Raw genomic sequence first — 22,733 nt, 5'->3', positions numbered from 1 at the left:
AGGCTTGGTCGCTCACATACCCAGTTTGTCGAAGATCTTATTGAGCTTCTCTTCCAGGGTGGCGGCGGTGAACGGCTTGACGACATAGCCGTTAGCGCCCGCCTGAGCTGCCGCTATGATATTTTCTTTCTTCGCTTCTGCGGTCACCATCAGCACGGGAAGACTTTTCAAAGCGTCGTCTTGACGGATCTCCTTGAGCATCTCCAGGCCATCCAGGTTCGGCATGTTCCAATCGGAAACGACGAATTCAAACTTGCCAGCGCGCAGTTTATTGAGCGCATCTTGGCCATCTTCGGCTTCATCCACGTTGGTGAAGCCCAGCTCCTTAAGCAGACTACGCACGATCCGACGCATGGTAGGAAAGTCGTCGACAACTAGGAAACTCATATTCTTATCTGCCATGGGTCATCCTCTAATCAATCAGTATATGGCGCTGGGGTGACTGAACAGTACAGTCAGGGATTTAAAGCTGTCTCTTAGAATTTTTCCTAAGACTTTTTCTTAAAACTCATTCCTAAAACTCATTCTTAAAACTCTTCCCACTCTTCGTGGTCGCTGCGCTTGGCGGCAGGTCGATTTGCTTGCTGATGGTCGCCCCTGGGTGCAGGCATTGCATTCGTGGCTGACGATGCAGCGGGCAGCACCGGATGTGACGACCCTTGCATACCTACCAGTTTAAACACGGCGACCGCTTGCTCCAGTCGGTTGGCCTGCTCCTCGAGTGATGCAGCCGCCGCAGAGGCTTGCTGCACCAGCGCGGCGTTCTGCTGGGTGACTTGATCCATCTGACCCACGGCTTGGCTGACCTGCTCAATGCCGTCGCTCTGCTCTTGGGAGGCAGCGGAGATTTCATCCATGATATCGGTTACGCGGCGCACGGCGGTGACCACATCCGACATGGTGGTACCGGCTTGCTCGACCAGCGTTGAGCCTTGCTGAATCTGGGTCACAGAGGCATCAATCAACGTTTTGATCTCTTTGGCCGCATCCGCACTACGGCTAGCCAAATTGCGCACTTCCCCCGCCACGACCGCAAAGCCTCGGCCTTGTTCGCCGGCACGCGCGGCTTCTACTGAGGCATTCAGCGCCAAAATATTGGTTTGAAAGGCAATCGAATCAATAACGCTGGTAATATCGGCGACTTTTTTCGAGCTGGTGGAGATGCCGTGCATGGTTTGAACTACTTGCGCGACCACTTCACCACCGCGCTCTGCCGTGGTGGAGGCGTCTGCTGCCAGGGTGCTGGCTTGGCGGGCGTTGTCGGCATTCTGTTTTACCGTCGCAGTCATCTCTTCCATGCTAGCTGCGGTTTGTTGAATCGATGCCGCCTGCTGCTCGGTGCGCGAAGAGAGATCAGCGTTACCGCTGGCAATCTCGCGGGTGCCGTGATGGATCTCGTTACTACCTTCACGTACCCGGCCTACAATATTGGTGAGGTTTTGCTGCATGGTGCCCATAGCGCCAAACAGACGACCAATTTCATTTTTACCCGCCTCTGGCAGCGGGTTGGTTAGGTCGGCCTCGGCAATCGCATCCAGGCGTTGAATGGCCCCTCTTAGCGGCGCAATCACCGTACGGCGTAAACCAAAGTAAATGACCAGGGTCATCAACAGGGTGAAGATCACCGCTACCGCTTTGATAATATTAAACAGATCGCTCTGGGCTGCCGCATCGGCTCGAATGGTATCTACTCGCTGGAAGCCATAGGCGACAAATGCGGTCATGCTTTCGTTCAAACTAAGTAATGGCCCTTCCAACTCCTCACGCAAGGTGTTGTAGCGGGTTAAGTCCATAGATTCGAAGGTTTCATGCTGCTGTTTAACCAGCGCCATGACAGTATTAAAATCTTCAATCAGAGCGTTTGCCAATGCCACGCCTTGGGCAGAGAATGAGTTTGACGCAAAATTCTCAAAACGCTGCTCCGTACGTTCTATGCGATTGCCTGCTATATCAACCTGCTCATTGGATTGCCGAGTCTGACCTACCATCAGGTAGTTAGAGGCAGTTTCCATCGCTAGCATGGCCTGGTTTAGCAGCGAGTCCGCGCGGTTAATCTCATTGAGCTGTTCGCTGCTAATATTATTCAATGTATCAATATTAGTTTGTGCATCGCGGTCAGCGACAACACCCAAGCCCGCAATCACCAAAATCAGCACGCCAAAGCAGCTAAGTGCCGCGACCACCGCAGCGTGTATACTCAAGTTGCGCAGTAAACGATTCATTGTGGTTTCCCTTGCGAGCTTATTAAGTTTTTATGCTTAGTGCTTATACCAAGCTATTTGTAATGATGCGTATCAATCTCACTAAACACGTTGTGCGCGACCCGATGCAGCTATCAGTGCCATCATTCGCGTGGGAATATCGTCCAAAGCCACTACTTCCACGGCACCACCCATCGCGATGGCTTCTCGCGGCATACCAAACACCACGCAGGTCTGTTCATTTTGCGCGATGGTGGGCGCCCCCGCTTGACGCATCTCAAGCAGCCCTGCCGCACCATCCTTCCCCATACCAGTAAGAATCACGCCAATGGAGTTTTTACCTGCGTGTTGAGCTGCTGAGTGGAAAAGCACGTCTACAGATGGGCGATGGCGGTTTACCGGTGGGCCGTCATCTAATCGCGCTACGTAGTTAGCGCCACTACGTGCCAACTTAAGGTGTTGATCTCCCGGTGCGATATAAGCGTGCCCCGGTAGAATCCGCTCACCATCGGTGGCTTCTTTAACCGTAATCCGGCACAGCCGGTCTAGACGCTCAGCAAACGAGCGGGTAAAACCACCTGGCATATGTTGGGTAATCAATATTGCTGGGGCATTAGCCGGTAGCGGTTCTAGTACCGCCCGAATCGCTTCAGTGCCGCCTGTGGAAGCGCCGATAATGATCAACTTTTCGCTCGACACCAGCGGTGCCTTTAAGGCCGCTGGCGGCGGCGTGTTTTTATGTCGCGCCTGGCGGGGGCGTGAGCGTGCCGCAGCACGCAGCTTTTCGGCAATTTCGTCGGCGTACTCCATCATCCCATTGCGTATTCCCAGACTCGGTTTGGCGACAAAGTCCAGCGCACCGAGCTCAAGCGCACGTAGGGTGATTTCCGAACCGCTTTGGGTTAGCGACGACACCATTAACACCGGCATAGGACGCAAGCGCATTAAGCGCTCGAGAAAATCCAAGCCGTCCATACGTGGCATTTCCACATCGAGGGTTAACACATCAGGATTGTGCTGCTTGATCAAATCCCTGGCGGCAATAGGATCAGGCGCTACCGCAACAACTTCCATATCGGGCTGGGAATTAATAATTTCTGTTAACAAATCGCGAATTAGCGCCGAATCATCGACACACAATACTTTGATCTTGGCTGCGCTCAAAGCACGCCTCCTCTTGCTGTAGACGCCTGATGTGTGATTGCAACCGCCGGAGCCACAGCGCCTAAAGCGATTATAAAGACACGATAATTGTTCATTTTTTGGCCACGGTATAAACAGTCTGGCCACGTAGCTTGAAGGCGTCACTTATATACGAGAAGTTTTCAGAGTGACCTGCAAACAGCAAGCCGTCGGGCTTCATCAGTGGCGCAAACCGTTTAAGAATTTTTGATTGTGTATCTTTATCAAAATAAATCATGATGTTTCGGCAGAACACCGCATCAAAAGGGCCTTTAATTGGCCATTGCGGCGCCAGCAAGTTTAGTGGCAAAAACTCCACCAGTGCGGAGACTTCTGGACGTACACGTGCAAAGCCCGCATGGTTACCGGTACCTTTCTGAAAAAACCGTTTTACCCGCGTCTCATCGATCTTGCGCACCTGTTCCAAGGGATAAACACCCGCACGAGCCCTGGCCAGCGCATCGGTATCGATATCGGTCGCGATCACTTTGGCTTGTGACGCTTTCGCGCCCAGCGTTTCCAGCAACGTCATTGCCAGCGAGTACGGCTCCTCCCCCGTGGAGGCAGCCGAACACCAAATGGTGACCGGGTCTTGCTTGTTCTTTATGTGTTCAGCCAACAGCGGAAAATGGTGCGCTTCACGAAAAAAAGCCGTGAGATTGGTGGTCAGCGCATTAGTAAACGCCTCCCACTCTTTGGCCTCTGGCTGGCGCTCCAGGCGTACCAAATAATCAGTAAAGCGCGTCATGCCATGGTGCCGTAGCCGCTTTGCTAAGCGGCTATAGACCATTTCACGCTTATGTTCAGCCAGCACGATACCGGCGCGCTGATAAATCAACTCGCGAATACGCGTAAAATCGGCATCTGTCAGCACCAGATCGCGTTCGATCTGACTGTTCGATGTCCACTGACCTGCGTCTACCACCCGTTCACGTTGTTCGGTCAAAACTCTTCCCACTCCTCTAATGAGGCTGTTTGCCGTTTAACGGGCGAATTATGCGACGGCGCAGTGCTAGGCAGTTGGGCAGCGTGCTTGGATGCTGTCACTGCTGGCGGACGTAGCGTCCCCTCGCTGTTTAATCGAAACGCTTCCACCGATAGCGCTAATAGCCCTGCCTGCTTCTCTAGGGAAACAGCTGCACGTGCCGTTTCCTGTACTCGCGCAGCATTACGCTGGGTGCCTTGATCCATTTCTGCTACTGCTTGGTTAACCTGGGCAATACCATGGCTCTGCTCTTCAGAGGCGGCCGATATCTCGTGCATAATTTGGGTCACACTGCGCGCTGCTTCTGCTACGTCGCTAATCGCCGTTTCGGCTTTAGACACCAAATTAGCCCCCGCACTAACTTCACGGTTCGAGCCATCAATCAGGCCGCGAATTTCTTGAGCAGCGCCTGCGCTGCGGCCAGCTAGATTACGCACTTCTTCCGCTACCACGGCAAAACCCCGCCCGTGCTCGCCAGCACGTGCCGCTTCAACTGAGGCATTCAGCGCCAAAATATTAGTCTGAAACGCAATTGAATCGATCACATTGATAATATCGGCCATCTGCTGGGAGCTTTGCGTAATCCGCTGCATATTGTCGACCAGCTGTGTCATCAACTCGCCGGTGTTTGTTACCTGAATAGCATTATTATCGGCGAGACGACGGGCTTCTTGAGCGTTATCGCTGTTTTGCCGCACGGTAGCGGTCATTTCTTCCATACTGGAAGCGGTTTGCTGCAATGAGGCCGCCTGCTGCTCGGTGCGCGACGAAAGCTCTTCGTTCCCACTGGCAATGTCCTGGGCAGCCGGGGTGACCACATCAATGCCGTTTTTGACGTCGGCAATGATACTGCTGAGGCTTTTACGCATGGTGTTCAGTGAGTCAATTAACTGGCCCACTTCATCGCGTCGTTGGTCGGGCACTTTAGCTGCCAAATTACCGCCAGCAATTTGCAGCGTAAAACCTGCGGCGCTTTTAAGCGGTCGGGTAATCGCCCGTAAGGTAACTACACCAATCAAAACAAGCAGCAGCAAGCCAACCCCAAGGACGATAGCCTGCGCGCCCAGCATCGTGGTTTGACCTTGCTGCGTTTCATCTGCCATGGCCTCAGCTGCCTGCTGCTTCAGAGCAATCAGTTGATTCACCATGCCTGACAGGACGCGGCCCTCGTTGGTCATCACGTTGATCACCGCATCCAGGCCGGTAAACGTTTGATACGCCTCTTCCGCCTGCAGGACGCTGGCCGCCTGGTTCATACCATTTTGCAAGAACACCTGCAGCGCCTGGTCAAACTCGGCGGCAAGTTCGGTCTTATTGACTTCCCGCGAGTAGTACTCCTCCCATGCAGCGGCGACCGATGCGGCGCTTTCCTGAATACTTTCGCCCGTCTCAAAACGCTGCTCAATCAGCTCCATACGCTCTGGCTGAATGATCGCTTGGCGGGATTCGGCAATAGTTTGATCGATTTTCTGCAAGCGAATAACGTCAAGCAAACCATCATTATTCAGTTGTTCCAAACGCTCGCCCGAAACATTCAAGCCGTACAAGCCTAGCCCACCACTAATTAACAGCAGCACTCCGGCCACGACAATCATGCCTACCAACTTGGCACGAATAGTATCGAGGCGTACTCGGGCCAAACGTTTGATCACACCTTTCTGGAGTAACCGACCTTTATCCAAGTAGTAGCGCTTGTTACGGCCTTCACGTATTTCAGCGTACGCCTGCTCTGCCTGCGCAATGGCTTCGCGGCTTGCCTGCACGCGCACTGAGGTATAGCCCACTACTTGCCCATCTTCGACAATCGGCGTCACGCTGGCGTTGACCCAGTAATGGTCGCCATTTTTGCAGCGATTTTTGACCAGCCCGCGCCATGTCTCGCCCGTTTTAACGGTTTGCCAGAGATTATCAAAGGCCGCTGGCGGCATATCTGGGTGACGTATCAGGTTATGCGGCGCACCTATCAGCTCTGCGTGTTCGAAGCCGCTAATATCGATAAAAGCAGGGTTGGCATAGGTAATGCGTCCCTTGGTGTCGGTACGCGAGACTAAGAAGTCGTCCTCTTTTAACTCAATTTCACGCTGAGAGACTGGCTGGTTATTACGCATAGTTTGCCTTTTTATAATGTTATATTTTTTAGAAAAAGTTGCCTGCCCTACCCAAGCAACTTAAAACGACGCCCACTCCTCTGCTTCTTCCGCTGGTTGTTTATGCCGCGCGGGAAGGCTTGGTGATATTGAAGACATAAGAGCCGGCGCTGCTGACGTGCGCTGGGCGGGGGCTTCAGTGACACGAAAGCGCTCTACAGCCTCACGTAAGCGAGCGGCTTCGCTTTCAAGTTCATTGGCACTTCGCGCGGCCTGCTGAACCAACTGAGCATTTTGCTGCACGACCTGATCCATTTGCGCTACGGCCTGGTTAACTTGGCCGATGCCGCTGCTTTGCTGCTCAGAAGCGGCGGCGATTTCATCCATAATATCGCTGACGCGCTGCACAGCACTCACCAGGTCTTCCATCGTTTGACCGGCCTGGTTGACGCGTTGCGTGCCGGTATCAACCTTATTAAGCGATGTATCGATCAGCGTTCGAATCTCTTTTGCAGCAGCGGCACTACGGCTGGCTAAACTGCGCACTTCCTGTGCCACCACAGCAAATCCCCTACCATGCTCACCGGCACGCGCCGCTTCCACCGAGGCATTTAGCGCTAGGATATTGGTTTGAAACGCAATGTTATCGATAACAGTAATAATATCAGCGACTTGATGAGAGCTTGCGCTAATATCCTGCATGGTGCTGACGATTTCACCCACTTCTTCACCACTGCGACGTGCCGTAAGGGTCGCACTCCCGGCCAGTTGGCTGGCTTGGCGAGCATTTTCAGCGTTATGGCCCACAGTGGAGGCTAACTGCTCCATGCTGGAAGCCGTTTCTTCTAGCGAGGTTGCTTGCTGCTCAGTGCGCGAAGAAAGGTCGTTATTGCCACTGGCAATTTGCTGCGAGCGTTCATAAATCGACGCACCGCTGGTACGCACAGTGCCTACCGTCTGCGAGAGAGAGCCCTGCATATGCGCCATAGCGCTATAAAGCCGGCCTATCTCATTATTACCCGGCGAGGTGATAGCCTGACTTAAATCTCCCTGCGCCATACGCTCAAAATGGCCCACCAAGCGGTCTAGTGGACGCAATACATTGGCCGTTACCCCCCAGACAACCACGACAACCGTAGCAATTGTCATCACCACAATGCCGAGCAGTGCCCAGCGAACCGTTGCGGCAAAAGCACTAAACGCGACTTGCTGTGTCTGCACGTCGTCAGATGCCTGAACAATCGCCGCGCCATGGTGTAAGGCATAAAGGCCGATACCGCTGGCAATCACGACAAGTACCGAAAGCGTCGCTAAAACTAAGCCCCAACTTAAGCGCACCGTCATATTATTCATTAATTGCCGCATTCGCTGTGTCACGCCCTTTTTCTCCACGCACAACCTGCACTCGCAAGCACTTTCCGTAGCGCGAGAATGCATCATTGGGTAAAACGGATCTGGCACACTCCCTGTGCCATGCATTTAAGCCTTAGCGGTTGCTGGTACTTTCCACTAACGCCATCTCGTCGCTAGTGAGCAACTTATCGATATCTACGAGTACCAACATGCGGTCATCGAGACTACCCAATCCACTTAGGAAATCAGACGAGAGCGTGACACCGAATTCTGGCGCCGGCTTAATCTGATCAGGGGTTAATGTCATCACGTCGGAAACACCATCCACTACGATACCGACCACCCGGTCTGCAACATTGACCACGATCACCACCGTCTGGCCGCCGTATTCAACTTTATCAAAGTGAAACTTAATACGTAGATCAACGATCGGCACAATGACGCCACGCAGATTGGTGACCCCTTTGATAAAGTCAGGCGCATTGGCAATGCGTGTTACGTTTTCGTAACCACGGATCTCCTGCACTTTCAAAATATCAATGGCGTACTCTTCATCACCTAGTGAGAACACTAGGAATTCGCGGTTTTCGGCTTCTGCGGCTAATACCGCACCACTGTTGGCTTGACTCATGACGGCTCAGCCTCCTTAAAAATTGAAAGGTTTTGATTGTTTACTACTTTTTTGCCTGCCTCTTTTTTATATCGGCTCAGGCGATGTAAACCTGTAATATCCAGAATCAACGCAACACTACCGTCGCCTAAAATGGTGGCGGCCGAAATCCCTGGTACTTTGCGGTAATTGTCTTCCAAATTCTTGACCACGACCTGCTGCTGTCCGATCAACTCATCTACCAACATGGCGTAGCGACGACCTTCGCCCTGCACAATGACAGCGATGCTTTTGGTGGGATCGGTAATCGCATTCTCGACGTTCAGCACTTCGTGAATAGCGATCACAGGGAGATACTCGTCGCGCACTTTGATCACCACGTCGTCACCGGCCATGGCATACATATCGTCTTTTGAGGGCTGCAACGACTCAAGCACGGTGGAAAGCGGAAGAATAAATGTCTCACCGCCAACTTTAATCGACATACCGTCCAAAATAGCCAGCGTCAGCGGTAATACGATACGAGTGTTGGTGCCCTCGCCTAGTTTCGACTGGATTTCAACGCGACCGCCCATGCTCTGAATATTACGCTTCACCACATCCATGCCCACGCCACGACCCGATACATCGGTCACTTCGTTAGCGGTTGAGAACCCGGGGGCAAAAATGAGCTGGAAGACCTCTTCGTCGGACATGGTGTCCGAGACGTTAAGACCATTTTCACGCGCTTTGGCAAGAAGACGATCACGATCCATACCAGCACCGTCATCGCGCACTTCAATCAAAATATTGCCGCCCTGATGGCGTGCCGATAGGGTCAACTTGCCTGTACGCGGTTTGCCAATGGCTTCACGTACATCAGGCATCTCTACGCCATGATCGAGGCTATTGCGCACCAGGTGCGTTAACGGATCGGTAATCCGTTCCACCAAGCTTTTATCTAGCTCTGTGGACTTACCTTCAGTAATCAGTTCGATCTCTTTACCCAGCTTACCGGCGGTGTCGCGCACCACACGAGGGAAGCGGCTGAATACAAACTCCATAGGAATCATTCGGATCGACATGACCGCTTCTTGGAGATCACGGGCGTTGCGCTGCAGCAAGCTCATGCCATTTTGCAGCGAGCTATTGCCAACTGACTGATCTTCTAAATCGCTAACCGTTTGATCGAGCATCGATTGGGTGATGATCAGTTCACCCACCAAATTGATAATTTGATCGACTTTATCCACAGACACACGGATTGACGACGATTCGGCGGCGGCTTTTTTGGGCTTCTCTTTAGCAGCGGCCTTTGCTGGGCTCGCCTTAGAGACCGTGTTTTCTGCAGGAGTTTGCGGTGCAGGAGTGGCAGGCGGCGGAGCTTCGGCCTCGGGGGTGGCTGACTCAACAGCAACGCCCTCGACAGCCGTAATCTCAATCTGATCAGGCTCGATAATAAAGCACATGACCGCTTCAATATCGTCAGCGCTGTCGCTGCTTTTGAGAATGACCTCATAGCGCTTCGTGTCACCGGATTGGGACTGCACTTCGCCGAGCTGCTCTAACTCTTCAACCAGCAAGATACGGTCTTTATCTTCAACATTCAGTAGCGCCACTAACAGTTGGCCGTTCACGACCTTTTCTTCGCTACTTTTTGCTTCTGTACCGTTTTCGCTTTGCCCAGGCGAAGCCTTGGACTCAGCAGCTGGAATAGCCGGCCCATCTAGCTTTTCGCCGATTTCATCCAGGGCAATTTGTTGCAGCGTGTGGCAAATGCGCTCAAATGCCTCTTGATTCGGCTCCTCTTCGCTGCGGTAGGCATCGAGTTGCTCATGCATGATGTCTTTAGCCTCTAAAAAGGTATCCACGAGATCGGCTCGCAGCGTCAGTTCGCCCTTACGTGCGTAATCGAGGAGGTTTTCCAAAATATGCGTGGTTTTCTGTAGCACGGTAAAACCAAAGGTCCCCGCTCCCCCCTTGATCGAGTGGGCGGCACGGAAAATAGCATTGAGCTGTTCACTGTCTGGATCGTCAACATCCAGTTCCAATAAATGCTGTTCCATATCCGACAGCAGCTCTTCAGCCTCTTCAAAAAAGGTGTCAAAAAAATCCGCTATATCCATTCACCGCTCCACCCTTAACGTCGCTTTTATAAAAGGCTATGACAGGCTCAGGTCACTCTGGCACTTGCACCTGAGGCTCGTCTTGTTGTGTTGATTCATTTTGCGCTTCGGTTGAAGCTTCGAGCGCCTCAATTGAAGCTTCCGGCGATGCAGCCCCCGAATCCATAACGGCAGGATCGCGAATTGCTTCAGCAATCTCAGGAAAGAGCACCACCAATTCTATGCGTCGGTTGATCGGATCAGTTGGCTCAGTCTCGGGCAACAGCACACGATCCGCAAAGCCCGACACGCGCAATAACTGATCTGGGTCAAAACCACCCGCAACAAGTTCACGACGCGATGCGTTAGCGCGATCATTGGAAAGTTCCCAGTTACTGTAGCCGCGATAGCCACCCGCATAGGGAACGCTATCGGTATGCCCACTGATACTTAGCTCATTGGGAAGCTCATTTAGCAGCGGTGCAATAGTGCGTAAGAGGCTACGCATATAAGGAACGACTTGGTCACTACCTAGCTCAAACATGGGCCGTTGGTCGGTATCCAGCAGCTGTATTCGAAGCCCTTCACGGGTTAAATCAAAACGCATCTGACTGCGTAGCTGGCGCAGCTCGGGATCTTGCTCAATGGCTCGCTCAATACGCTCTTGCAAATTCCTGAAGAAGTTTCGCTCCTGCGTGCTCGGGCGAGTGCGCTGAAGGCTGTCAATGCGAGCCCGTTCGCCATCACTATGAGTGGGATCTGGCCCGCCGCCAGGAATCGCACTGGTGCTGCCTGAACGATCGCCTCCGGTTATCGCCGTCAACAGGGGAGTGCTAAAGTACTCTGCTACCCCCCTACGCGTCTCTTCGCTGGAAACGCTCAAAAGCCATAGCACCAAAAAAAAGGCCATTAGTGCAGTCATAAAATCCGCTAGGGCAATTTTCCAGGCGCCACCGTGATGGGAATGGACGACTTTTTTGCGCCGAATGACAATCGGACGCTTGTCACCACCCTTACTCATGCGCTACCGGCCTTTTTTGCATCCTTCACGTACTCTTCAAGCTCCATAAAACTCGGGCGCTCGGCCGCAAACAGTGCCTTTCGGCCAAATTCAACAGCCAACTGCGGCGCATAGCCGTGCAAGCTAGCGAGCAGCGTAATACGTATACACTGAAGCATCTTTTCGGCTTCTTTAGCTTGTCGCTCGATGTAGCTTGACAGCGGACTGACAAAGCCATAGCCAAGCAAGATACCCAGGAAGGTCCCCACCAGCGCTTGACCGATCATAACGCCCATCTGGGCTGGCGTGGCATCAGCATAGGTGAGTGTTTTAACAACCCCCATCACGGCAGCCACAATACCGAAGGCGGGCATGGCATCGCCGACTTTGGCAATAGCATCAATGGGTACATGAGCCTCCTGCTCAAAGACCTCAATTTCATGCAACATCAGCTCATCAATTTCCATGGGCTCCATACCGCCGCTTACCATTAAGCGCAGATAATCCGTTAGGAAATTCATGATATGCGGATCGACCAGTACCGTAGGGTGCTCTTGAAACAGAGGACTTTCTTGCGGATTATCAATATCCCGCTCAATGCCTAACATCCCCTCACGGCGAATTTTTGACAGCAACTTGAACTGTAGAGCCATTAACTCCATGTAAAGTGCTTTGTCATATTTTTTGGCACGCTTGAGTCGGGGCAAAATTTTAAAGGTCGCTTTAATCGCCTTACCGTTGTTCGCTGCGATAAAAGCACCAACACCTGCGCCACCAATGATAAGCAGTTCAAGGGGTTGATACAGAGGACCTAATTTGCCACCTGCCAGCACATAGCCACCAAACACAGACAACAATACGATTACATAGCCTATAGGTATCAGCACAAGCAGAGTCCTTGCGGTATTCAGTATTAATGTAAGGAAACCAAAACTTATCCACCTGTTCTGATGTTTAAGAGGTGTTCCATCCAAAGCAAAGTTTATGCCCAATTCTAATAGGGCTGGGCTGTTGTCTAATTAAAAAGCATCGCTGACTTTTGCGGCTATCTACGCCGATACGCTCATATTTCATACCTTAAGCGCTCATCAATACGTCTTATACCCTAATTATTACTATTGGTGGCGAGATTGACGAGGTTGTTACATTTTTTCACTATTCTCCTGCTGTGACTTGCGCGTTTTTCCTGCCCTAGAAGGTGGCTGACATATGCCACATACATAGCTCTGAGCAGGGCTATGGGCATGTGCCACAAACTGCCCCTTACAACGTGTACACTGATTAAGTTGAAGCAAATCACTTTCGAAAAACCGTATCAGTGTCCAAGCTCGTGTAAGCCCAAGAACCGGCTCTACCTTTTCCAGTGACATTTGCTCATCGTAGAGTCGATACGCCTTGACAAAGGCATCGATTCGATCGCAACCTGCCGCCCCCTTCAGGCTCAAATAAATGTTGTAAAACAGTGACGAATGAACATTAGGAAGCCAAGTAATAAACCAATCCGTAGAAAAAGGCAGCATTCCCTTTGGCGGTGACATGCCACGCACTTCCTTGTACAGCTTGATCAAACGTGTACGGCTTAATTCCGTCTCTGTTTCCAGCACCTGCAGCCGCGCACCCAGCTCAATCAACTCGATTGCCAACTGAACTTGGTGCATTTCATCGATCAAGCTTTTCTGGCTCACTTCGCCTCTCCTGGCGGCATTGGCTCAAAGGTTTCTCCAGCCAACAGCAGCGAAGCATGTAAGCCAGCTAACCCCTGATCGCGCGGATTGTCAGTGAGCTGGCGAAGGCGCTCTGCACTCATCTGACTAAATCGGCACAACAGCTGGCTGGTTCGCGCCAGCTTGGTCAGTTGGCGAGCGCTAAGCGACACAATCAGCGCCGCGACGTCGCTGTCTATTTTTAAGCGAAACATAGCAGCCTCACGATCTTCATCAAGCAAGCGCTGCGCCAGAAGCAAATAAGCTAAATTTAATTCCTGAATTTCATCGAGAAAGTTGGTTTGACTCATGATGTCCCATTGAACGACTCAGGCGCGATATTGTGACCATTATACTGGCGCCATTAATGACTTTTTATTACCTGTCCTCATGGTTGCACACAACGTCTGTAAATGGCTACTCAGGGATTGCACGATGGTTCAGCCCTTCCTCTGACAGCTCGAACACCCACACCAGGAGTTCTGCGACGATTTGATAAAGGCCTGCAGGGATTTCTGCGTCCAGATCTAGCTGCATCAAAAGTGCTACCAGCTCTGGCGCGTCGTGTACATAAATGCCCTGTCGATGTGCTTCGGCCATAATCCGCTCGGCCAAGTCGCCGTAACCTTTCGCCACTACTCGGGGCGCCCGGTCGTTCTCCTGATAAGCCAAGGCAACGGCTTGGCGACGACGCTCACCCGGCGTTGCCATACGTAGCCTCCGCTTCAATATAGCGTGCGCGAAGCTGCACTTTATGTAAGTCCAAGGCGCTCAGTCGCTTCTCTAAGGCGGGCAACCCTGCATCAATGCGCTGATAAGCCTGCGTGCTTTCAGTGGTGAAATCGATACTTAACATATTTCGATAGAGCCATAGGGACGCATTGAACGACCCCAAACTGGGAACATCAAGCTGCATATCAGAGCGCCAACCGCCATCCGGCTCACCCTCCTGCTGCTTACCCTCTTTCCCTTCCTCGCGAGCGGGCAGGTTGATTACCAAGGCCATAAAAATCCCTGCCCATACATCCCCCTCCCAGCGGATAGTCGGCATCACCAACATCTCAAGCTGTTGACGCACCAGACTCTGCAAGCTTTCATGGACGATTTCGCGAGCGGGGCGGTTGGCCATCAGCTCGGCCACTTCCCTTGCCTGGCTAATCTCACGTCCTTCACCTGCCATAGCAGCAGGCGTATTCTGGGTGAGAGTAGCAGCTTGGGGTGATGCAACAGGCGAACCCGCGTTAGGAGCAGTCGTTGCAACATTGGAACGGGCCATTCCATTTTCATGGTTCACGGGTATCAGTGGTACGTTGGTCAGGATAGACATGCCACCTTGCCCCGCTCCTTGCTGCGCCCCCGGTGTGACCAATGGAGCCAACCCCGTCGTCAGCGCATGCGAGGCACCTAAACCAGGGGGTAAAAGGGGTGCTAACGGACGTGGCCCAGCCTGCATTTGTGGTTCATTTAATAACTGCTGTCGGACGCCCTCGCCCTGGAACCAGCGTTTCAAATGCGACTCATAAAACAGCCCACTGTCACGAATACTTGCTTCTAAGCGCGTCGCTACTGTACTAGCCGTTGGTGTTTCTTGGCTGGTGATTAAAGGAGCTTCTGGCCGCATCACCGAGGGGGGAGCAGGGAAACGTAACAGAACATCCGCGATCGTCCTTGCAGCAGGGCTAAAGTGCGTCTGCGTTGACCCTGGCGTAGATGGTGGTGAATCGCCGCGGGGCAATGTTCGCGCCCCATCTGCGGGAAGTGGCAACCGTTTTAAATCGCTTAACGGTGTCGCTCGCCCATCTAAATCAGCATCGCCCATCACTGCACGCGGGCCTTGGCCCGGAGGAATAGGCTTTATGGGTTGATCCAGCGCCCGCTGTAGCGACAACTCCCCCTGCCGCCCTAGCACCTGGTGCAAGAGCGTATCAATAAGCGGAGTAATACCGCTCACGAAGACCTCTTGGAATCAGCATCATCTGTTTCATAGGCAACCGCAGAGCCTTGTTGGGGCGCATAAGCGCGATGCAGATCTCGCTGACGTTGAGACACCTCTATTAGCTTACCCAGCTCATCACGACGCAATAATAAGCGACGACGAATATCCACATCATGTTCAAGAATGCGCTCAAGCAGCTCTGCTTTGCGCTTTAGAGCAGCAGAATCAAGCGATACGGTCGTATCCAACTCGCGCAGTTGCTCCACCAGCACCACATAGCTTGTACGCTGATCGATCAACTCTGCCCACTGCTCGGCATTAGCAAGTTCGTGCATGTGCTCAACGCGGCTCAATAGCGCTTCATAGCTATTAAGTAACGACTCTTGAGCACTTTTATCATGAGCAGATGTAGATGCTGACATTATTGCCTCACGCACTCTGCCGTTGACCAATATCACGCCATGCTGAAGCGATATCTTCGAGAAGGCGCTCGGCCTGATTTAAACTCTCTTCATCGTTACGAAGATTCGCCGCCAACAGCAGGCGCGAAATATAGTCATAAAGCGATGCCAAGCGCTCGGCAATTTCGCCACCTTTTTCTTGATCAAGAGCAGCGGCAAGGCCGTTATTTACAATGTTCAGCGCTTTCGATATCGACTTGCCTTTCTCGGCCGTATTGCCCGCCTGAATATGAATGCGCGCAGCACGAATAGCGGCCTGGGCGCCGTCAAACAACATCACAATCAGTTGATGAGGGTCTGCCGACATCACTCCGCTTTCTACGCCGACACGCGCATAAGCGTTAGCTCCCCGCCCATAGGCGGCGCCACCGCGAGAGTAAGTCATAAGCGGAACTCCTATGCGTGGTTTTATGCTCACCCTATAAGAGTGATAAACCACAAATATTAAAAGACAAAAACAAACAACGTACTGCACTACTAGTATCTATCGGCGCGAACTTAGGGGACTTTAACGGTCCGCAACGCTTTTTTTAGCGCTGCATATGGCAATAACTAGCTGCTCATCACTCACTAACGCCTTGTGTTCACCCCTGTCAGGTAGACACCGCGACTTCACCTACGGTTCGACCAAGCCGCTCAGTAATATTATCCCGCACAACCACGCCCACATTGTCACGCATAGGCGGCTCAACCTGGGATGCAAGCAACACTTCCGTGGGGTTGCCTTTAGCGTCGATGCGTAAGATCCAGCCCTGCTGCTGACTGGAAAAGCGCGCCAGCGAGCCAACTGGCAGCCCCTTAAAGTGATCGATGTAGCGCTTAATCCAGCGCATATCAAAGTGGTGTGGATGCTGCAATAAATGGCGATAAATTTGCTGCGCTGTTTTAGCTGAACGATCTGCCCGATCACGCCGCATTGCCTCTACGACATCGACTACAGCACTCGCTTTAGCCAACTCACTAAGGTCGGCCCCACTCAGGCCACCGGGATAACCGCTACCGTCCATTCGCTCGTTAATCCCCCCAATCACCGCCTGAGCAACACCCACCGACAGCCACTGGCAGCTATGCAAACGGTCAAGCAGCAATTGAACATGCTCACTGATCGCCTCTCGATGACTCCCCTCAAAGTGCGGGGCTTTGAATAACACCTGGGGAACCAGCGCCTTGCCAAGGTCATGGACAAGACCACTGGCCACTATCGCCTTGCGCAGCTCGCGAGGCATGCTGGCACCCACAAAATCGAGCAAATGAATGGCCACTGCAATACCGTGGCGGACTATCAACGGTTCGGGAAATAAGCAGCGAGAGGCGAATAGCAGTGCTTCACGATCCTCTTCGTGAAGATCCAGAACTCGATCAGCATAGCGGGAGAGTTGGCGTCCATCGATATCGCTACCCTGTTGCAACAACAGTAGCTGCGCATCCAGATAGGCGGCGACTTTTACCAACCGACGCGCCATAGGGGTAGCATAGCGCTGGACATCACGCCGCCCAAGAACCTCTCCGGCACCTGGTCGCTTTTTTGGCAACGCAAACAGTGGAGAGGGTTGACGCTCGTTTTGTTCTTCTTTTTTATAGCGGGCCGCTTCACGCTCTATTTCACATACGAAATACCAAATTTGCCGCTCTTGCTCTGCGCTACACTCCACGAAGTTAAAGCCGACGCGCAGCAGATGGCGCTCAGCATCTGTCTTTTGATGGCGAGCCTCTCCAAGCACTTCAAAATACGTGCCATCGGGAAAGGTAAACGCTAGCTTCAGGGGGCTAGCGGTCTCTGCCAACAGGCCGCTAGCCGCCAATGGCAACTCAAGTTGGCAGCCGTCCTGGGACAAATCCCGTAACTCACCTGCTACCTCGGCATCACCACCCTGCAAACCTGCCGACACTACCATCCCCATGCGCAACTCAGCGCGGAATGACTCACGGCGCTGTAACACCTCCAGCGATGCAGGATAGTCGCTGCAACACAGAAAGCGCCCTCCAGCATGGCGCGTCTCCGTCAGTTGCAACAGTGGCGTTTGTACCACTTTGCCTTGCGCCTGCCCGCGCAAGTAGAAAGCGGCGCCGCCCTGAAGATGGTGAAGTAAATAATCAACTGATGAGAGATCCATCACCAGTGTTTGTCCCAAGTGCTGCTCCATCAAGACAATGGGCTCTGGGCGCGCTCCAGCCGAAGCAAGGCAGAGTGATACACCGCCCGTTTCGATCAAGGCATTCAGCAGAGACTCGATCACTGTTGTGTTTGCTATTGTTTCAAACTCATCCTGCTGCGCCACCATTCTCGCCTCACTTACTCTTATGCGTTAATTAGTTAACCGCAAAGTGGGAAAGCATATCAGATGCCGACAGCCGGGCGTATGCGCAAAAAGCCATCACTCTCATGCTTATTAGATGGATACAGAAAAGTAAGCGGAGAAGGGAAGGAGATTGTCAACGTTCTCAATATTGAGCAAACAGGTCGCTACACCGGTAAGCGTAAAGTTTTTCAGCGCCCTGCCGATAATAATCAAGAAATGATTCTTAACTGTAAAAAACCGAGCTATGGCCGCCGTTCCACGCTGCTGCATCACAATTGGCTGCCAAAGCTGACTTTAAAAAGGAACGTGCACCATGAGCTCTTTACCTACCGAAGCAATGACACCTCTGTCATCAGCCCACACTCAATTAAACCCAAGACAGCGGCTAGAAAACACACTGGCCCAGCTAACGACAACGACCACCCAGCTTAACAATGCAGATACCCCCGAGCAGGAAATCTCTGCCGTCGAGCTCGTTGAACCCATTCAACGCATTAACGAGATAATGCGTCCACATGGTTTAGAGTTCGAGTTAAGCGAAGAAACTTCACGCGTGATTACTCGGGTCATTGACAGGGAGTCTGGAGAGGTAATACGCCAGATCCCAGCAGAAGAAGTACTAGACATCGCTGAGCGACTAGAAGAAATGCAAGGACGAATAATCTCTATTGAAGCCTAACGCTTGGCGTCAAAAACCTATACTTGCATGTTCATAACATCACGATATGCAGAAACCAAGCGGTTGCGAACCTGAAGCCCCATTTGAAACGCAACGCTAGACTTCTGCATGTCGACCATCACGTCATTGAGCTGTAAATTAGGGTCACCCGCCTGAAAAGCCATCGCCTGGTTATTAGCCGTCTGTTGAAGTCGGTTGATACGCTGAATAGAGGCTTGCAGCTCACTACCAAAACCGCCTTGCCCGACAGTTGCTGACGCCTGAGCTCCACTAAGCGGCTGCGTGGATGCCGCCTGGGTCGCCATGCTTTGCATCTGCTGTAGCGTAGCTTGTATTGCGGGAGTACTCATACGCTCACCTCAATTCGCAAAAAAAGATCTAATGCGAAAAGCCTAACACCAAAGCAACCCGCCTCATACGGACAAATGCGCATAAAAAGCGGAGCTTATCTTTCCTTTAGGCTCGACTAGCCACCGGATAATGGCCGTCATCACAACTCCGCCTCATCTTTTAGGCGGATAACCGCGATTGACGGATATAGCCTATGCCTTCTTTGGTGATGCGCCTGGGCCGACACCAGTTTTGCCTGCCCCTTTGGAGGGTCGCATGAGCGAAACTGGTGCAACGGCAGGCCGTCAAAACAGTACGAATCAAGCCGCTCCCCCTGGTGGAAGCTCAGCAAGTGGAAATGCCGAACGCACAGCCAACGGCTCAGCTTTCGAGCGAACGCTGAAGCAACTGCGTGGCAATCCACTAGTCGCACTGCTTATCGCTGGTGCCGCTTCAATTGCTATTGTCGCGGCTCTCTTTATGTGGGCGAGCAGCCCTGAGTACCGGGTGCTTTACAGTAACCTTAGCGAAGCTGATGGTGGCAGCATCATCAATGAACTTGATACCCGCGGTATTCCTTATCAGTTCAGTGAGGGCGGTCAGGCATTAATGGTCCCTAGCGACCAGGTTCACACGCTGCGCCTACAGCTTGCAGAGCAAGGCCTCCCACGAGGCGGCAACCTTGGTCTGGAGTTAATGGATAGCCAGGCATTTGGGATTAGCCAGTTTGCTGAGCAGATTAATTACCAGCGGGGCTTGGAAGGCGAACTTGCACGCTCCATTGAATCGCTGGGGCCGGTTGAAGGCGTGAGGGTTCACCTCTCCATGGCCAAACCATCGGTATTTATTCGTGATCGTGAGCCAGCTAAAGCATCCGTTGTGCTAACCCTTTTACCTGGCCGCGTTTTGGGTGAAGGCCAGGTCAACGCGATCGTCCACATGGTCTCGGGTAGCGTCCCAGAGCTTGCCGCTGAAAATGTCACCGTGGTTAACCAGGATGGTCGGTTACTGTCTGCTGAAACAAGCAATGGAAACGACCTGGATGGTTCCCAGCTTGAGTACATTGCCGAGGTTGAACGCTCTTACCAACAGCGCATTGAACACATTTTAACGCCTATTTTGGGTCGCGATAACGTGCGCGCCCAAGTTGCTGCGCAGATAGATTTCTCGCGGCGCGAGCAAACGTCTGAACGCTACGGGCCAAATCAACCGCCCAACGAAGCAGCCGTGCGTAGCCGTCAGCTTAGCCTTGCATTTGATGGCGAAGACCCGTTGGCCACGGGCATTCCTGGCGCACTGAGTAATACTCCGCCTGGCACCATACCCTCCCCTATCAACCAGGCGGAAGGTGAAGAAGGTGACAATCAGCAAGAAGAAGATGTGCCTCCGGAAGCGTTGCGCAACCTGCGTCAAGACGACGTAATCAACTACGAAGTCGATCGCAGCATTGAGCATGTCCAGCACCGTCTCGGGCAGATAGAGCGGCTATCCGCGGCGGTGGTCGTAAACTACCGCTCGGAAATGAACGACGAAGGTGAATGGGTCGATGTTGCCCTAACGGACAATGAGGTGGAACAAATTGAGCGCCTGGTTCGTCAAGCAATGGGCTTCTCGCAACTTCGCGGCGATGAAGTTGAAGTCGTCAATTCCCCCTTCGCGCGCAGTACAGAGGAAACCGCCGAAGTCGAATGGTGGAAAGATCCTCATATTCTCTCAATGGCTGCCACTGTGGGTCGTTACCTACTGGTTGCGCTGGCGATTCTATTGCTTTATCTGCTGATTTTGCGTCCTTTAATTAAGCGCTATACCCAAACACCGGTTATGGCAACAGCTGCGCCTGGCGGCATGCTGTCGGCTAGAGTCGGTGGCGATGATGACGAAGAGAGTGAATCGCCTGAAGAGAGCGATGAGACCTACGCCAAGCCGAAGCGTCGGCGTAAAACCTCACTTTACGAGCACAACCTCAATGACCTGCGTGAAATGGCTCAGGAAGACCCCCGCATGGTCGCGATGATCATTCGTAGCTGGATGAATGCTAATGAGTAGTTCAATTGCTGACATGAGCGGTGCCCGCAAGAGCGCCGTCTTATTGCTTGCACTCGATGAAGACAGTGCTGCAGAGGTATTTAAGTATCTCGGCGCTGCTGAGGTGCAAGAAATTAGTATGGAGATGGCCCGTCTGAATCAGGTCTCCCATGACGACATGAAGGCAGTGCTCGAAGCGTTCCATAAAGAGACAGAAGAGTTTGTAGCGCTCAACCTTAACTCCAGCGATCACATCCGCTCGGTATTAACCAAAGCGCTGGGCAGCGAGCGCGCGACTAGCCTAATTGAAGATATTCTCGAAACAACGGGAAATAACTCGGGCATCGACGCACTCAACCTCATGGAAGCCTCCATGGTGGCCGAACTCATTCGCGACGAGCACCCGCAAATTATTGCCACGATTCTCGTTCACCTGGATCGTCATCAAGCGTCAGATATCCTTGAACTATTCGAAGAGAAACTACGCAATGATGTGGTACTTCGTATCGCTACCTTCAGCGGCGTTCAGCCCGCTGCGCTACAGGAACTGACCGAAGTACTCACCAGCATGCTGGACGGTCAGAACCTCAAGCGCAGCAAAATGGGCGGCGTAAGAACGGCTGCCGAGATTCTCAACTTAATGAACTCCTCCCAAGAGGAGACCGCTATCGAGACTGTGCGTGCTCATAGCGAAGATTTGGCCCAGAAGATCATCGACGAAATGTTCTTGTTCGAGAATCTGCTTGACCTCGACAACCGCGCTATTCAGATGGTGCTGCAAGAAGTCGAAACCAACTCGCTGGTGGTGGCCCTTAAAGGGGCCCAGGACGCTCTGGTGGACAAGTTCCTGCGCAATATGTCGCAGCGCGCTGCCGATTTAGTTCGCGAAGATATGGAAGCCCGCGGCCCTATCCGCGTCTCTCAAGTTGAAACCGAGCAGAAAGCTATCCTGCAGGTCGTACGGCGCTTAGCTGATTCAGGAGAAATCGTCTTGGCAGGTGGAGACGACGAGTATGTCTAATACTCACACGCCTAAATTTGATCGCCATGGCGATTGGCGTCGCTGGCAAATGGATGAGTTGGCAACCACCCAGAGCAACCACGCATCAGATGGCGAGGTACCCACGGCTCACCAGCGCAAAGTTCAGGCGGCACAAAAAGCCGCCGAGCTGGCACGCCAGCGTGAAGAGAGTGAACGCCAGGCACTTCACGAGCGCATACGCCAGCAAGCCGAAAAAGAGGGCTATGAGGCTGGTTTTGAACAGGGCCGCCAAGAGGGGCTTGGAAAGGGTTTAGAGGAAGCTGCTGAACAGGCAAAAAATGAGTTGGAAGCACAAATCCGCAAGACGGTTACACCGCTGGAAACCCTGGGCAAACAGTTTTCGGATGCGCTTGAACGACTTGATGACACCATCGCCTACGACTTGGTCGAGTTAGCACTAGCCACTGGCAAACAGCTTGCCAGCGATGCCCTAAAGGATACACCGGAACAAATTTTAGTCATTGTCCGCGAGCTGCTGCACACCGAGCCACCCTTGGTTGGCCAGCAGCGCCTTTGGCTCAACCCCGATGATCACGCTCTCGTAGAGGAGCACTTGGGCAATGAGCTCCGGGCCGCCAACTGGAAGCTGCAGCCGGATGACCAGCTTGCCCGTGGCGGCTGTCGGGTAACCAGTGCTCAGGGTGAAATTGATGCCACCTTCGAAAGCCGTTGGCACGCCATTCAGGCTCAATCGCGCAAACGTGGTCTCAATTCCCCACCCTCCTCTAACGCTCCTTCATCCTAGGCGGATACGC

Annotated in this window: 22 protein-coding genes; 4 read left to right on the top strand and 18 right to left on the bottom strand. The window is 52.7% G+C overall.

The features are described from left to right. Window positions 1-12: 12 nt before the first annotated feature. From cheY to QEN58_RS00370, 17 genes are all read right to left on the bottom strand, one after another. Complete coding sequence (gene cheY / locus QEN58_RS00450) at window positions 13-402, bottom strand: chemotaxis response regulator CheY (protein ID WP_007112066.1); 390 nt, start codon at window positions 400-402, stop codon at window positions 13-15. 125 nt (window positions 403-527) lie between these two features. Next, window positions 528-2,222, bottom strand: coding sequence for a methyl-accepting chemotaxis protein (locus QEN58_RS00445; protein WP_280105301.1), 1,695 nt, complete (start codon window positions 2,220-2,222; stop codon window positions 528-530). A gap of 81 nt (window positions 2,223-2,303) precedes the next feature. Further along, the gene (locus tag QEN58_RS00440; protein WP_273195242.1) at window positions 2,304-3,365 is read right to left on the bottom strand and encodes a protein-glutamate methylesterase/protein-glutamine glutaminase; all 1,062 of its coding nucleotides are present in this window, start codon (window positions 3,363-3,365) and stop codon (window positions 2,304-2,306) included. A 91-nt stretch (window positions 3,366-3,456) separates the two neighbouring features. Next, on the bottom strand, window positions 3,457-4,329 hold the full coding sequence (locus QEN58_RS00435) for a CheR family methyltransferase (RefSeq protein WP_280105300.1): 873 nt from the start codon (window positions 4,327-4,329) through the stop codon (window positions 3,457-3,459). Beyond that, a complete protein-coding gene (locus QEN58_RS00430) occupies window positions 4,326-6,476 on the bottom strand; it encodes a methyl-accepting chemotaxis protein (RefSeq protein ID WP_280105299.1) in 2,151 nt (716 codons plus the stop codon). Before QEN58_RS00430 ends, QEN58_RS00435 begins: the two co-directional genes overlap by 4 nt. A gap of 60 nt (window positions 6,477-6,536) precedes the next feature. After that, complete coding sequence (locus QEN58_RS00425; RefSeq protein ID WP_280105298.1) at window positions 6,537-7,808, bottom strand: methyl-accepting chemotaxis protein; 1,272 nt, start codon at window positions 7,806-7,808, stop codon at window positions 6,537-6,539. A gap of 133 nt (window positions 7,809-7,941) precedes the next feature. Beyond that, entirely contained in the window at window positions 7,942-8,439 is a 498-nt protein-coding gene (gene cheW, locus QEN58_RS00420) for a chemotaxis protein CheW (RefSeq protein ID WP_280105297.1), read from the bottom strand. Then, the gene (gene cheA, locus QEN58_RS00415; protein WP_280105296.1) at window positions 8,436-10,523 is read right to left on the bottom strand and encodes a chemotaxis protein CheA; all 2,088 of its coding nucleotides are present in this window, start codon (window positions 10,521-10,523) and stop codon (window positions 8,436-8,438) included. Before cheA ends, cheW begins: the two co-directional genes overlap by 4 nt. A gap of 52 nt (window positions 10,524-10,575) precedes the next feature. Continuing rightward, window positions 10,576-11,523, bottom strand: coding sequence for a flagellar motor protein MotB (gene motB, locus QEN58_RS00410; RefSeq protein ID WP_280105295.1), 948 nt, complete (start codon window positions 11,521-11,523; stop codon window positions 10,576-10,578). Next, entirely contained in the window at window positions 11,520-12,389 is an 870-nt protein-coding gene (gene motA / locus QEN58_RS00405) for a flagellar motor stator protein MotA (RefSeq protein WP_280106874.1), read from the bottom strand. The genes motB and motA overlap by 4 nt, the downstream gene beginning before the upstream one ends. Before the next feature lie 255 nt (window positions 12,390-12,644). Further along, on the bottom strand, window positions 12,645-13,187 hold the full coding sequence (flhC, locus tag QEN58_RS00400; RefSeq protein WP_280105294.1) for a flagellar transcriptional regulator FlhC: 543 nt from the start codon (window positions 13,185-13,187) through the stop codon (window positions 12,645-12,647). Then, window positions 13,184-13,516 (bottom strand): flagellar transcriptional regulator FlhD, encoded by a 333-nt coding sequence (flhD, locus tag QEN58_RS00395; protein ID WP_280105293.1) that lies wholly within the window; start codon window positions 13,514-13,516, stop codon window positions 13,184-13,186. Before flhD ends, flhC begins: the two co-directional genes overlap by 4 nt. Window positions 13,517-13,622: 106 nt before the next feature. Beyond that, window positions 13,623-13,916, bottom strand: coding sequence for an EscU/YscU/HrcU family type III secretion system export apparatus switch protein (locus QEN58_RS00390; RefSeq protein WP_280105292.1), 294 nt, complete (start codon window positions 13,914-13,916; stop codon window positions 13,623-13,625). Beyond that, complete coding sequence (fliK, locus tag QEN58_RS00385; RefSeq protein ID WP_280105291.1) at window positions 13,900-15,156, bottom strand: flagellar hook-length control protein FliK; 1,257 nt, start codon at window positions 15,154-15,156, stop codon at window positions 13,900-13,902. The genes QEN58_RS00390 and fliK overlap by 17 nt, the downstream gene beginning before the upstream one ends. Continuing rightward, window positions 15,153-15,563: a flagellar protein FliT gene (gene fliT, locus QEN58_RS00380; RefSeq protein WP_280105290.1), complete on the bottom strand. Its 411-nt coding sequence runs from the start codon at window positions 15,561-15,563 to the stop codon at window positions 15,153-15,155. The genes fliK and fliT overlap by 4 nt, the downstream gene beginning before the upstream one ends. A 7-nt stretch (window positions 15,564-15,570) precedes the next feature. Beyond that, a complete protein-coding gene (gene fliS, locus QEN58_RS00375; protein ID WP_280105289.1) occupies window positions 15,571-15,987 on the bottom strand; it encodes a flagellar export chaperone FliS in 417 nt (138 codons plus the stop codon). A 208-nt stretch (window positions 15,988-16,195) separates the two neighbouring features. Further along, entirely contained in the window at window positions 16,196-17,884 is a 1,689-nt protein-coding gene (locus QEN58_RS00370; protein WP_280105288.1) for an HD domain-containing phosphohydrolase, read from the bottom strand. Window positions 17,885-18,215: 331 nt separating this feature from the next. On the opposite strand from QEN58_RS00370, the gene QEN58_RS00365 reads away from it, so the two are divergent. After that, window positions 18,216-18,581, top strand: a complete 366-nt coding sequence (locus QEN58_RS00365) for a flagellar protein FlaG (RefSeq protein ID WP_280105287.1) — start codon at window positions 18,216-18,218, stop codon at window positions 18,579-18,581. Between the two features lie 17 nt (window positions 18,582-18,598). Here the strand turns inward: QEN58_RS00365 and fliE are convergent, their stop codons facing one another. Continuing rightward, entirely contained in the window at window positions 18,599-18,931 is a 333-nt protein-coding gene (fliE, locus tag QEN58_RS00360; RefSeq protein ID WP_280105286.1) for a flagellar hook-basal body complex protein FliE, read from the bottom strand. Window positions 18,932-19,187: 256 nt separating this feature from the next. Between fliE and fliF the strand changes: the two genes are divergently transcribed. Genes fliF through QEN58_RS00345 form a run of 3 tightly spaced genes read left to right on the top strand, consistent with a single transcriptional unit; the run spans window position 19,188 to window position 22,723 of the window. Then, a complete protein-coding gene (gene fliF, locus QEN58_RS00355; protein WP_280105285.1) occupies window positions 19,188-20,957 on the top strand; it encodes a flagellar basal-body MS-ring/collar protein FliF in 1,770 nt (589 codons plus the stop codon). After that, a complete protein-coding gene (fliG, locus tag QEN58_RS00350; RefSeq protein ID WP_280105284.1) occupies window positions 20,950-21,957 on the top strand; it encodes a flagellar motor switch protein FliG in 1,008 nt (335 codons plus the stop codon). The genes fliF and fliG overlap by 8 nt, the downstream gene beginning before the upstream one ends. Beyond that, window positions 21,950-22,723, top strand: coding sequence for a flagellar assembly protein FliH (locus QEN58_RS00345; RefSeq protein ID WP_280105283.1), 774 nt, complete (start codon window positions 21,950-21,952; stop codon window positions 22,721-22,723). The genes fliG and QEN58_RS00345 overlap by 8 nt, the downstream gene beginning before the upstream one ends. The last annotated feature ends 10 nt before the right edge of the window (window positions 22,724-22,733 follow it).

Source organism: Halomonas alkaliantarctica (genome assembly GCF_029854215.1).
Taxonomy (GTDB): Bacteria; Pseudomonadota; Gammaproteobacteria; order Pseudomonadales; family Halomonadaceae; genus Vreelandella; species Vreelandella alkaliantarctica_A.
Note: the sequence above shows the minus strand (reverse complement) of the source record. Positions and strands in the feature narration are given on the sequence as shown.

Coding starts and splice junctions, on each gene's coding strand:
- QEN58_RS00390 (WP_280105292.1), bottom strand. CDS start 13,916: ATGGCAACGCCGGGTGAGCGTCGTCGCCAAGCCGTTGCCTTGGCTTAT.
- fliF (WP_280105285.1), top strand. CDS start 19,188: ATGAGCGAAACTGGTGCAACGGCAGGCCGTCAAAACAGTACGAATCAA.
- cheA (WP_280105296.1), bottom strand. CDS start 10,523: ATGGATATAGCGGATTTTTTTGACACCTTTTTTGAAGAGGCTGAAGAG.
- flhD (WP_280105293.1), bottom strand. CDS start 13,516: ATGAGTCAAACCAACTTTCTCGATGAAATTCAGGAATTAAATTTAGCT.
- cheY (WP_007112066.1), bottom strand. CDS start 402: ATGGCAGATAAGAATATGAGTTTCCTAGTTGTCGACGACTTTCCTACC.
- QEN58_RS00365 (WP_280105287.1), top strand. CDS start 18,216: ATGAGCTCTTTACCTACCGAAGCAATGACACCTCTGTCATCAGCCCAC.
- motB (WP_280105295.1), bottom strand. CDS start 11,523: ATGAGTAAGGGTGGTGACAAGCGTCCGATTGTCATTCGGCGCAAAAAA.
- cheW (WP_280105297.1), bottom strand. CDS start 8,439: ATGAGTCAAGCCAACAGTGGTGCGGTATTAGCCGCAGAAGCCGAAAAC.
- QEN58_RS00445 (WP_280105301.1), bottom strand. CDS start 2,222: ATGAATCGTTTACTGCGCAACTTGAGTATACACGCTGCGGTGGTCGCG.
- fliE (WP_280105286.1), bottom strand. CDS start 18,931: ATGAGTACTCCCGCAATACAAGCTACGCTACAGCAGATGCAAAGCATG.
- fliG (WP_280105284.1), top strand. CDS start 20,950: ATGAGTAGTTCAATTGCTGACATGAGCGGTGCCCGCAAGAGCGCCGTC.
- QEN58_RS00370 (WP_280105288.1), bottom strand. CDS start 17,884: ATGGTGGCGCAGCAGGATGAGTTTGAAACAATAGCAAACACAACAGTG.
- QEN58_RS00430 (WP_280105299.1), bottom strand. CDS start 6,476: ATGCGTAATAACCAGCCAGTCTCTCAGCGTGAAATTGAGTTAAAAGAG.
- QEN58_RS00345 (WP_280105283.1), top strand. CDS start 21,950: ATGTCTAATACTCACACGCCTAAATTTGATCGCCATGGCGATTGGCGT.
- fliS (WP_280105289.1), bottom strand. CDS start 15,987: ATGACTTACTCTCGCGGTGGCGCCGCCTATGGGCGGGGAGCTAACGCT.
- QEN58_RS00425 (WP_280105298.1), bottom strand. CDS start 7,808: ATGAATAATATGACGGTGCGCTTAAGTTGGGGCTTAGTTTTAGCGACG.
- fliT (WP_280105290.1), bottom strand. CDS start 15,563: ATGTCAGCATCTACATCTGCTCATGATAAAAGTGCTCAAGAGTCGTTA.